This is a genomic window from Plantibacter flavus, from assembly GCF_002024505.1.
Taxonomy (GTDB): Bacteria; Actinomycetota; Actinomycetes; order Actinomycetales; family Microbacteriaceae; genus Plantibacter; species Plantibacter flavus_A.
This window is the reverse complement of record NZ_CP019402.1, coordinates 481,971-492,926: the sequence shown is the minus strand read 5'-3', so window position 1 is coordinate 492,926 and position 10,956 is coordinate 481,971. Positions and strand designations below refer to the sequence as shown.

Below are 10,956 nucleotides of genomic sequence, written 5' to 3'. Positions count from 1 at the left end.
GCCAGGGTCACCGCGCCCAGTCCTCGACCAGCTGGTTCGCCGTGCGGACGACCCGCCTCGACCGGAGCTCGTCCTCGCCGAGTTCGGCTTCGGTCCGCACGCGGAACGTCACGCGCTCACCCGGCAGGAGCGTCACGAGCTGGTCGTCGACGACGGCGGCCGGGTCGACCTTGTCCACGAGCAGGGTGAGGTCGCGCAGGAAGGACTCCGCCGCGACGGTCACGGCGTACCCGCCCTCCTCGCGAGCGATCTCGATGCTGAGGCGTGGAGCGGGGAGCGCAGACACGCGAGCCTCGGCGAAGAACCAGAAGCCGCGTTCGGCACCGAGGGTGGCGACGAGCACCTCGTCGGTCGTCGATCCCGCGACCGCGACCGCTTCGGGGATCTCGACGAGCGTCGAGGAGCGTCGGTCCAGGTCGACCGGGACCCGCACGGAGGCCAGTTCCGTCCCGTCGAACCGGAGGCGTCGGATGACGAGCTCGTCCGCCCAGGCGTCCGGTCCGTCGTTGAGGACGGCGACCACGAGGCCTTCGCCACGCGGTTGGACGGTCACGAGGCGATCGGCGTAGACGTGCTTGAGCGCATAGAGCAGTGGCTTGGCGCGCTCGTCGCCGTCGACGGCGGCCCAGGAGGTCACGGGCCAGCAGTCGTTCAACTGCCAGACGATCGATCCCATGCAGCGCGGGCTCCAGGACCGGAAGTGCTCGATCGCCACCGTCACCGCGTTCGCCTGGTTGAGCGACATCGCCCAGTGCCAGTCCTCGGTGTCGTCCGGGAGCGGCAGGTGGGCGACGAGTCCGTCGGTCAGCTTGTCGTTGCCGTCGATCGCCTTCTGGTGGTGGATCATGCCGGGCGACTCCGGCGTGAGCGGCGAGTCCGAGATGGCCCGCCCGATCGTCGACCACGTCGCCGGCCCCTGCCAACCGAACTCGGCCACGAAGCGCGGCGAGACGTCGCGGTAGGCGGGGTAGTCGACGCGGTTCCACAGCTCCCACAGGTGCACGGATCCGTGGTCCGGGTCGTTGGCCGGGATGTCCGGCGTCCCCGACCAGGGGCTGCCCGCGGTGTAGTTGCCGGCCGGGTCGAGCTCGGCGACGAGCCGCGGCAGCAGGTCGAGGTAGTAGCCCATGCCCCAGGTGCGGCCCTGGACGCGCTTCTCCCAGCCCCACTCCTCGAAGCCCCAGATGTTCTCGTTGTTGCCGTTCCAGAGCACGAGGCTCGCGTGCGGCATGATGCGCGTGATGTTGTCGCGCGCCTCCGCCTCGACCTCACTCCACAGCGGTTCCTCCTCGGCGTAGGCCGCACAGGCGAAGAGGAAGTCCTGCCACACCATGATCCCGCGCTCGTCGCAGAGTTCGTAGAAGTCGTCGGACTCGTAGTAGCCGCCACCCCAGATGCGGAGCAGGTTGAGGTTCGCGAACTCGGCCTGGTCCATCCGGCGCGCGAGCCGGGCGCGGTCGACGCGGGTCACGAAGGCGTCGTCGGGGATCCAGTTGGCGCCGCGCACCCACACGGCCTCACCGTTCACGACGAAGCGGAACGAGGTGCCCTCGGCGTCGGGTTCGAGTTCGACGGCGACGGTCCGGAAGCCGATCCGCTTCGACCACTCGCCGAGGCGTGCCTCGTCCTGCCCGAGCGCGACGTCGAGGTCGTACAGCGGCTGCTCGCCGTAGCCGCGTGGCCACCACAGCTCGGCGTCAGGGACAGTGAGCTCGACGACGGCGGAACCGGCACCGGCCGGGAGCACGACCTCGGCGTCCACGCCGGCGACCGTGGCCGAGAGCGCCAGGGCGACATCACCGTCGCCGGCGCGTTCCACGTCGACGTGCACGGCCACCCGGCCCTGGCCGCCGTCGACGGTCACGACCGGACGCACCGAGGCGAGCCGGGCCGTCGACCAGGACTGCAGACTCACGGGCTTCCAGAGGCCGGAGGACGCGGCGTCGAGCCCCCAGTCCCAGCCGAAGTTGCAGGCGGCTTTGCGGATGGCGTTGAACGGGTGGGAGTAGGTGTGCGGGCGGTAGCCGATCTCGAGGCTCGCGACGTCGGCGGCTGCGACGGGCGACGCGAAGTGCACGACGAGGTCGTTCTCGCCCTCGCGGAGGACGGCGCCGACGTCGATGCGGTAGGTGCGGTGCTGGTTCCGCGTGGTCGCGACGACCGAGCCGTTCACCGTGACCGTGGCGACGGTGTCGAGTCCCTCGAACACGAGGTCGTGCCGCTCGTGGCCGTCCGGCTCCCAGGCGAAGGTGGTGCGGTACTCCCAGTCCGTCGATCCGATCCACGTCACGAGGTGCTCGTTGCGGTCGAGGAAGGGGTCGGGGATGAGCCCTGCGTCCAGGAGGTCCGTGTGCACGAGGCCGGGCACCGTCGCGGGGACGCTCGTCCCGACGAAGGCCTCGGGGACCGCACCGCCGACCGCACGCAGACTCCACCCCTCGTGCAGGAGGCGGGTGGTCAGGGGACGGACGGTGGCGGTGTCGATGATGCTCACTTGGTTGCTCCAGAGGTCAGGCCGTTGTAGATGTATCGCTGCAGGAAGAGGAAGGCGACGAGCGTCGGGATGATCACGAGGATCGTCCCGGCCGCGATGATCTGCCACTGGGCGCCGAACGGTCCCATGAACCGGAACAGCGAGGTGGAGATCACCCCCAGGTCCTGCGACGGCATGTACAGGAAGGGGATGTAGAACTCGTTGTAGATGGCGATGCCCTTGATGATCACGACCGTCGCGACGGCGGGTTTCAGCAGCGGGAGGATGATGCGCCAGTAGATCGTGAAGCGGTTCGCACCGTCGAGCATCGCGGCCTCGTCGAGGGACACCGGGATCGACTGCATGAACTGCAGGAAGATGTAGATCGCGACGATGTCGGTCCCCATGAACAGCAGGATCGCGGCGCCGCGGGTGTTGAACAGTTCGAGCGCCGAAACGACCTGGAACGTGGCCACCTGCGTGGTCACCGACGGGACGAGCGTCGCGAGCAGGAACAGCCCCATGACGAGCTTCCGGCCGCGGAACCGGAACCGGTCGAGCGCGTACGCCGACATGGTGCCGATCAGGATCGTCCCGGCGACGGAGACGAGCAGGATGATCGCGGTGTTGAGGAAGCCCGTGACCATGCCGCCCTGATCGAACGCGACGACGAAGTTGTCGAAGTTGAACCAGTTCGACGGCGGGGTGAGCGGGCCGGTCGTCCGCTGCTCGCGGTCGGTCTTGAACGCGAGCATGAAGATCGTGGCGAGGGGGACGACGGCGAAGAGGCTCGCGATGATGAGCGAGGCGTACTTGATCGTCGTCGCGGTGAGGGCTCCGGCGCCCTGCGGACGCTTCGGCCCGCGCCTCGTCCGCCGCAGCGGGGTGCGGGGCTCGGGAGCGGACGCGGAGACCGGTCGGTCGGTGGTGGCGGTCACGACTCGCCTCCCTTCTCGTCGGGGAACACCCGGCGTTGGACGAAGGTGATGATGAGGACGATCAGCAGCAGCACGACGGCCATCGCCGACGCCAGCCCCACCTTGGAGAACTTGAAGGCCGTGTTCACGGTCTGGATCACGAAGGTCTCGGAGCCGTTGGCACCGCCGGTCATGATGTACGGCATCTCGAAGGCGGACAGAGCGCCGGCGATCGCCAGGATGAACGACAGGCCGAGGATGCGCCGGATGCTCGGCAGGATGATGAAGCGGAACTTGTGCCACGAGTTGGCACCGTCGAGGTCGGCGGCCTCGTACTGCTCCGACGGCACCGACTGGATGGCGCCGAGGAAGAGCACGAAGTTGAGGCCCATGTACCGCCAGACCGAGGTCGCCGCGAGGGACGCGTTCACGAAGGACGGGTCGCCCAACCATTGCGGGGTGTCCTGCACGCCGACCGCCGCGAGCAGGGCGTCGAGGGTGCCGCCGGGTCGGAGGAAGTAGAGGAAGACCAGACCGATCGCGACCCCGTTGATGAGGTACGGGAAGAAGATGACGCCCTTGAAGAGGTTCTTGAAGCGGGTGCGGAAGCTCAGCAGCGTGGCCAGGTAGAGGGCCAGGACGAGCTGGGCGACGGCACCGACGAGGTAGTACAGGCTGACGAAGAAGACCTGGAAGATCTCCGGCTTCGTGAAGATCTGCACGAAGTTGTCGATGCCGACGAACTCCTGCTCGGGCTCCAGGCCGTCCCACGAGGTGAGGCTGTACCAGAACATGTTCGCGACCGGCACGTAGGTGAGCACGATCAGGAAGGCGAGCGGCACCAGCAGGAAGAGCCAAGGGGTGACGCGCGAGCCGGTGGCCTTCGGCGGTCTGCCCGGCCGCAGTGTGCGCGCGCGGCGTGGATGGTTCGTCACCACCGCTCGGGTGGCGGGTGACGCTCCCTGGACTGTGACCATGTTCGTTGCCTTCGATTCGCTGGAGTGGGTGGGTGGCGCCCGGGCCCGCCGGACCGGAGGTCCGCTGAGGGGGTTCGTGGGCCCGGGCGCCGGTCGGGTGCTACTCGGCGACGTCGGCGCGGGCTGCCGCCCAGCGCTCGTTCAGGTCGGCGAAGGCGCTCTCCTTGTCGCCGTCGGCGGCGCCGCGGGCGATGTCGATGAGCTTCTGGCGGTAGGTGTTGCCGAAGAGGTCGATCTCGGCGGCGTTCGCGATGTCGTTGATCACGGCCTCTTTGCCGACCGGGTCGGGAGCGAGCTCCAGGTAGGTGACACCGAGGTCGGCGAAGTCGGACAGCGTGTCGGGTGCCGGGTCGCTGATGACCGGGCTGATCGCACCCTGGCTGGCGGCGAAGCCGGACTCGTTCGTGAACCAGTCGATCCACGCCTTCGCGGTCGCCTTGTTCTTGGAGTACTTGCTGACCGCCAGGAACTTGTCGGAGGCGGTGACGGAGGTGAAGCCCTCGTCGGTCTTCCACGGCATCGGCCAGAAGCCGATGACGTCGCGGGACTCGCCGGCCTTCTCTGCGGCGTCCTGCATCTGCGAGACGGCCCACGAGCCGAGGACCATCGAACTGATCTCACCGGAGGCGAGCAGGTTCTTCGACTCCTCCCAGTTGGTCGTCGTGGGGTCGGGTTCGCTCAGACCGGCGGCGACGGTGTCGAAGAGGAGACCGTCGATGTTGTACTGGTCGTTGCCCTCGGTCCACGGGCTGTCGGTCGCGATCATCTCGGTGCGGACCTTCGGGCCCTGCACCGCTCCGAGGTTGCCCTCGAGCGTCGCGAGCGGCCAGCCGTCCTTGTAGTTCGTGTAGTACGGGATCGAACCGGTGGCCTTGATCTTCTCGAGCGCGGCCAGGTACTCCTCCTCGGTTGCCGGGGGCTCGGTGATGCCGGCCTTCGTCCAGACGTCGCGGTTGAAGACGTAGCCCATGGCGGACCCGAAGGTCGAGACGCCGTAGGCCGTCCCGTCGAAGGAGGCCTCGTTCGCGAAGCGGTAGGTCTTGGACTGCTCCTCGGTGCTGCCGAGCGGCTCGAAGAAGTTGGCGTACTGGTCCTTCGTGACGTTCGAGGACGGGATGAGGAGCACGTCGCCGTAGTCCTTCGAGTTGAGGCGGATCTTGGCGTCGCCCTCGTAGTCGGTCAGGGCTTCGAACTTGACCGTGGTGCCGGGGTACTGCTTCTCGAACTCCTTCGCGTAGTCCTTGAAGGTGGTGTCGACGAGGTCGGTGCGGTTGGTGAGGACGGTGATCTCACCGTTCGGCTTACCGTCGTCGTTGGCGGCACCGCCGGAGCAGCCGCTGAGGACGAGTGCCGCGGCGGCAGCCGTCGCGGCGAGGCCGATGATCGGTCTCCGGGACATGGGAACTCCTTCGTTCGTGGGGGCGAAGGGCCGGGTCGCCTCCTCGCTCGTTGTCCAGCATCGTCTGCCGTCCCGCGTACGTCAAGACTAAACATTATTAATTTATATAACAACTCGGTCACAGGAAGCCAGGGCCACCGGCCGCTCGGCGCGACTCAGACGGCCGGGGCGATCCCCGAGGTGGAGCGCTCGATGACCACGGCATGTGGGGCCTCGCGAGTGGTGCCCACACGACCGGCGAGCAGCTCCAAGAGCTCCTCGCCCGCCATCTCACCGATGCGCTGGACGTCGTGACTGAGCGCCGACATCGGCGGGTCGGACAGCTGGCACTGCGACGAGTCGTCCCACGCGACGATCGACAGGTCGTCGGGGACGCGCAATCCGGCCTCCTGTACGGCCTGCAAGCCGCCGAGCGCCATGACGTCGCTGTCGAAGACGACCGCCGTCGGTCGCGGGTCCTGTGCGAGCAGCGCCTGCATGGCCTGGACACCGGACGCCCGGGAGTAGTCGCCGCCGATCGAGACGGTGTCCACCTCGGGCAGGTCGGAGGCGAGGGTGAACGCCTCCATGCGCGAGAGCGTGTGGGTGAGTTCGCGCGGACCGGTGACGTGCGCGAGCCGCCGGTGCCCGAGGGAGACGAGGTGGTCGACGGCCTCGTGCATCGTGACCGCGTCGTTGGTCCAGACGGCCGGCAGCCCCTGCGCCGTCGTCGGTGCGCCGATCACGATCGCGGGGATGCCCGAGCGCTCGACGAAGGCGACCCGCTCGTCGTCGTCGATGAGGTCCACGAGGATGACGGCGCTCACCGTGCCGTCCCGCTGCCAGCGTCCGAGCTGCAGCAGCTCCTCCTCGCGCGTCGGCAGGACGCGCAGCAGCACCGACAGGCCGTGCGGGCGGACCACGCGATCGATGCCCGCGATGAGCTCGTGGTAGAACGGCTCAGCCCCGTAGATCTCCGAGGCACGGAACAGCGTGAGGCCGATCGGCCGGGGCTGCGCGATAGTCTGTTCGGCGTCGAGACCCATCGGGACGCGGCCTTTCGTGAGGAGTGGTCGTGTGGCCCTCACATTACGCGCTCGACGATCGCCGGGAGGGACAGATGGCCAGACGCGAGTCCGTGCAGTCGGGCCCCGGTAGCCAGGCGCTCATCGTCGACCTCATCCGCTCGGCCGGCACGATCAGCCGCACGGAGCTCACCGAGGCGACCGGCCTGACCCAACCGTCGATCTCCAACATCGTGCGTCGACTCATCGAGGACGGGCTCGTCCGCGAGACCGGCCGCGCAGCACCCCGAGGCGGGAAACCGCGGACCCTCCTCGAGATCAACGCGAGTGCGAAGTACGGGATCGGCGTGCAGCTCGGGTTCGAGTCGATCACGCTCGTCGCCACCGACGTCCGTGGTGGCGTGGTCGGCCGGCAGCTCGTCGACGGCGCGGGATCGGCCACGCCGGAGCAGGTGACCGATCGCCTCGTGACGCTCTACCGCGACTTCGTCGCCGGGGTGGGGCTCGTGGCGCCGTCGATAGCCGGGGTCGCGGTCGTCGCACCCGGGCCGATCGCCCAGCTCGGCGGGGTGCTGCTCGGGCCACCGACGCTCGTCCGCTGGGACGACTTCCCCCTGCAGCAGGCGTTGCAGGAGAGCCTCGACGTGCCGGTGGTCGTCGACAACGACGCCGCCGCCGCGGCCGTCGGCGAGTTCTGGAGCCGCCAGGTCTCGCGGACGGAGTCGTTCGCCTGCGTCTACATGGGCACCGGCATCGGCGCCGGTATGGTGCTGGGCGGTGCGCTCTACCGCGGTTCGAGTTCGAACGCGGGTGAACTCGGTCACATCAGCATCGAGGTCGACGGTGTCCCCTGCCACTGCGGCAACCGCGGTTGTCTGGAACGGTACGCGGCACCGGCGGCCGTGATGGCCGCCGCCGAAGCGGTGCGGGACCGTCTCGACGGCCTGGGGCTCGGCTTCGCACCGGAGACCCTCAGCCGTGACTTCGACCAGCTCGCCCGGGCGGCCGTCAGCGGTCACGAGGTGGCGCTCGGCCTCATCCGGTTCTCGGCCGACCGGGTCGCCGCAGCCACGGTGACGCTCGCGAATCTGCTCGATCTCGACCGACTCGTCCTCGCCGGCCCCGGCATGGCGGTCGCCGGTTCGCTCTACGCCCGCGCCATCAGGGAACGGCTCGAGGAACGGTTCTTCGCCCGCCGGGCCCACCCGATCGTGGTCGAGCTCTCCGCCAACCCGCGCGACGCGGCCGCCATCGGTGCCGCGTCACTCGTCCTGCAGGGCACGATCGCCCCGGGTCACGGTCCGGCGCTCACCCGCTGAGGCGCGGTGACACAGGCACAGCGGCGCTGAGCGTCCGGCCCGTCAGCCGCGCGGGGTGTCCTGCCAGGTGTAGACGTCGAGCTCGACCGCCTCGATGGCCGCCCACAGGCTGTCGTCGATGGGCACGGCGGCGAGGTCGAGCGTGCGCGTGTAATCCTCGAGCCGTTCCATGCCGACGATCGTCCCGGTGATACGCGGGTCGCGGAGCGACCACTGCAGCGCGGCGGCGGCGAGTGGCACTCCTGCCTCGTCGCACACGCTGCCGATCCGATCGACGGCTCGGAGCATCGCCTCGGGGGCGGTGCCGTAGGCGTACCGCGTGGTCCGTACGGGCCAACTGGTGAGCAGGCCTCCGCCGTAGGGCGCGGCGTTCAGGACACCGAGCCCCGCCTCGGCGGCCAACGTGAGCAGCGCATCCGCCGACCGGTCGACGAGCGTGAACCGGTTGTGTGTGATCACGGACTGGAAGTGGCCGGTGCCGACGAACCGCGCGAGCAGCTCGGCCGGACCGCCGGATATCCCGAGCGCGCCGATCAGGCCTTCCTCGCGCGCCGCCACGAGCGCGGCGACCGGGCCGTCGTCGGCCATCGCGAGCTCCCAGGTGGTGTTCTCGGGATCGTGCAGGTACACCATCGGGAGGTGGTCGACGCCGAGCCGTTCCATGCTCTGTTCGAGCGACCGACGCATCTGCGGTGCGGAGAAGTCGTCGGTCCCCGGCTCGCGGTCCGCCTTCGTCTGCACCCGGAGCCGTCCGGCCTCGTCACCGAGCCGGGCGAGCACCTGGGCGATGCGCCGCTCGCTGTCGCCGAAGCCGTAGTTGTTGGCCGTGTCGATCGTGGTCACGACGCCGTCGCCCGCCATCGCGGCGGCGAGCTCGAGGCTCTCCTCCGGTGACGAGCCCGAGCCGTCCTCCCGACGACGCCAGCCTGCGGCACCCGCGATGATCGGGCTCACCGTCACACCCGTGTCTCCGAGGGGCCGTTGCTCGACGAGGGCCGAGATCCGCTCCGTCATGGTCATCCTTTCAATCCACCGCTGATGAGGTCGAGCTTCCAGAACCGCTGCAGGAACAGCATGAGTGCGACGAGCGGGATGAGCGACACGAACGCGCCGACGATGGCCGTCGTGTACAACAGCTCCTTCCCGTCCCCGGTGCTCAGCAGGGTGAAGAGCCCCAGGGTCAGCGGGTAGAGCCGTTCGTTGGACAGCATCAGGTACGGCAGGAGGAAGTTGTTCCAGGTGCCGATGAAGTGCAGGAGGAAGACGGTCACGAGCCCGGGCACCATGATCGGGAGCGCGATCCGCCGGAAGATCGAGAACTCCCCCGCCCCGTCGATCCTGGCCGCCTCGAGAAGGTCGGACGACAGCGAGGAGGTGGCGTAGACCCGACAGAGGAAGATGCTGAACGGGCTGATCACCATCGGCAGGAGCACTGCCCAGTAGGTGTTCGTGAGACCGAGGCCAGCCATCACGAAGTACTGCGGGATCGCCAACGCGATCCCGGGGATGAGCACCCCACCGAGGAGGATCCGGAACATCGTGTCGCGCCCTGGGAATCGGAACTTCGCCAGCGCGTACCCGGCGAGCGCAGACACGAGCACGCACAGCACGGAACCGCCGAGCGAGTACACCATCGTGTTGCCGATCCACGAGAGGAAGACGCCGTTCTGCATGGTGAACAGCTTCTCGAGGTTGGAGAGGAAGCCGGTCCCGGGCGCCAGGGTGAAGGTGGAGAAGAGCTCCTGTGGCGACTTCGTCGAGGCCATGACGACCCAGACGAGCGGGGAGAGGCAGTACGCGGCACCCACGACCAGGATGACGGTCGGGATGGGCGATCCGCGGCGGGGTCGTCTCGGCACGGCGGCGCCAGGAGCCGTCGCCCCGGCGCGGAGGGTGGCGGTGGTCATGAGGCGTCGCTCCGATCCCGGGTCACACGCAGCAGGATGGCCGAGGCCGCGAGGGTGAACCCGGCGATGATGACCGCGGTCGCCGCTGCGCCGTTGATGTTGTCGTTGGTGAAGGCATCCGTGTTGACCTTCATCAGCGGGAAGAAGGTGGAGCTGATGGTGTCGGTGAGTGGGCGGAGCGCGGTCGGTTCGGCGTAGGCCTGGAGCGTCCCGATGAGGGCGAACAGCGAGGTGAGGACGAGTGACGGCGCGATGAGCGGGATCTTGATCCGCACCGCGATGTCGAACTCGGAACAGCCGTCGATGCGGGCGGCCTCGTAGACCTCGGCGGGGACGGCTCGCAGCGCGGTGAACATGATGACCATGTTGAAGCCGAGCGACCCCCAGACGCTGATGTTCGCAAGGGCGGCGATGACCGAACCGGAGGCGAGCGGTTCGACCGCGGGTAGTCCGACGCCGGTGAGCACCGCGTTCACCGGGCTGGTCGACGGCAGGTAGAGGAAGCCCCACATCATCGCCGCGATGACGCCGGGGATGGCGTAGGGCAGCAGGATGCCGGTCCGCCAGATCCGCGCGCCACGGATGCCGGGGAGGTCGAGGAGGAGCGCGAACAGCAGAGCGATGCCGAGGGTGCACGGGATGACGATGACCGCGTAGAGACCGAGGCGACCCACACTGGCGACGAACTCGGGGTCCGTGAGTGAGGTGACGTAGTTGTCGAGGCCGACGAAGGTCTGCTCGCGAGCCCCGTAGCCCCCGGATCCGGCCGGGACCCGTTGCCCGAACAGGCTCAGCACGACGGCGTAGCCGATGGGCGCGACGAGGAACAGGAGGAAGAGCACGATGGCCGGGAGGAGGAACAGGTACGGGGCGATCGGTGCCGGGACCCGATGACGAGGCGTCCTGATCCGGCCATGGTCCGGAACCGGAGGTGACGCGCTCGTGGCTCTCATGAGCGGT

General features: G+C 68.7%; 9 protein-coding genes. 1 reads left to right on the top strand and 8 read right to left on the bottom strand.

Annotated elements, in window-relative coordinates; translation table 11 throughout:
- Window positions 1-7: 7 nt before the first annotated feature.
- The 5 genes from BWO91_RS02260 to BWO91_RS02240 form a co-directional block, all read right to left on the bottom strand.
- The gene (locus BWO91_RS02260; protein WP_240555650.1) at window positions 8-2,494 is read right to left on the bottom strand and encodes a glycoside hydrolase family 2 protein; all 2,487 of its coding nucleotides are present in this window, start codon (window positions 2,492-2,494) and stop codon (window positions 8-10) included.
- Window positions 2,491-3,411, bottom strand: coding sequence for a carbohydrate ABC transporter permease (locus BWO91_RS02255; RefSeq protein WP_064295958.1), 921 nt, complete (start codon window positions 3,409-3,411; stop codon window positions 2,491-2,493). Before BWO91_RS02255 ends, BWO91_RS02260 begins: the two co-directional genes overlap by 4 nt.
- Window positions 3,408-4,367, bottom strand: a complete 960-nt coding sequence (locus BWO91_RS02250) for a carbohydrate ABC transporter permease (protein WP_079000963.1) — start codon at window positions 4,365-4,367, stop codon at window positions 3,408-3,410. Before BWO91_RS02250 ends, BWO91_RS02255 begins: the two co-directional genes overlap by 4 nt.
- 100 nt (window positions 4,368-4,467) lie before the next feature.
- Window positions 4,468-5,766, bottom strand: a complete 1,299-nt coding sequence (locus tag BWO91_RS02245; RefSeq protein WP_071261557.1) for an ABC transporter substrate-binding protein — start codon at window positions 5,764-5,766, stop codon at window positions 4,468-4,470.
- 155 nt (window positions 5,767-5,921) lie between these two features.
- Window positions 5,922-6,791 carry a LacI family DNA-binding transcriptional regulator gene (locus BWO91_RS02240; RefSeq protein WP_079000961.1) on the bottom strand — a complete coding sequence of 290 codons (870 nt, stop codon included), beginning with the start codon at window positions 6,789-6,791 and terminating at the stop codon, window positions 5,922-5,924.
- 29 nt (window positions 6,792-6,820) lie between these two features.
- Between BWO91_RS02240 and BWO91_RS02235 the strand changes: the two genes are divergently transcribed.
- A complete protein-coding gene (locus BWO91_RS02235) occupies window positions 6,821-8,089 on the top strand; it encodes an ROK family transcriptional regulator (protein ID WP_240555648.1) in 1,269 nt (422 codons plus the stop codon).
- Window positions 8,090-8,131: 42 nt separating this feature from the next.
- Here BWO91_RS02235 and BWO91_RS02230 read toward each other — a convergent pair whose 3' ends face one another.
- The 3 genes from BWO91_RS02230 to BWO91_RS02220 are packed head-to-tail and all read right to left on the bottom strand — an operon-like array spanning window position 8,132 to window position 10,949.
- Entirely contained in the window at window positions 8,132-9,103 is a 972-nt protein-coding gene (locus BWO91_RS02230; RefSeq protein ID WP_167620427.1) for an aldo/keto reductase, read from the bottom strand.
- 2 nt (window positions 9,104-9,105) lie between these two features.
- Window positions 9,106-9,996 carry a carbohydrate ABC transporter permease gene (locus BWO91_RS02225; RefSeq protein WP_079000958.1) on the bottom strand — a complete coding sequence of 297 codons (891 nt, stop codon included), beginning with the start codon at window positions 9,994-9,996 and terminating at the stop codon, window positions 9,106-9,108.
- Window positions 9,993-10,949 (bottom strand): carbohydrate ABC transporter permease, encoded by a 957-nt coding sequence (locus tag BWO91_RS02220; RefSeq protein ID WP_205847564.1) that lies wholly within the window; start codon window positions 10,947-10,949, stop codon window positions 9,993-9,995. The genes BWO91_RS02225 and BWO91_RS02220 overlap by 4 nt, the downstream gene beginning before the upstream one ends.
- Between the last annotated feature and the right edge of the window lie 7 nt (window positions 10,950-10,956).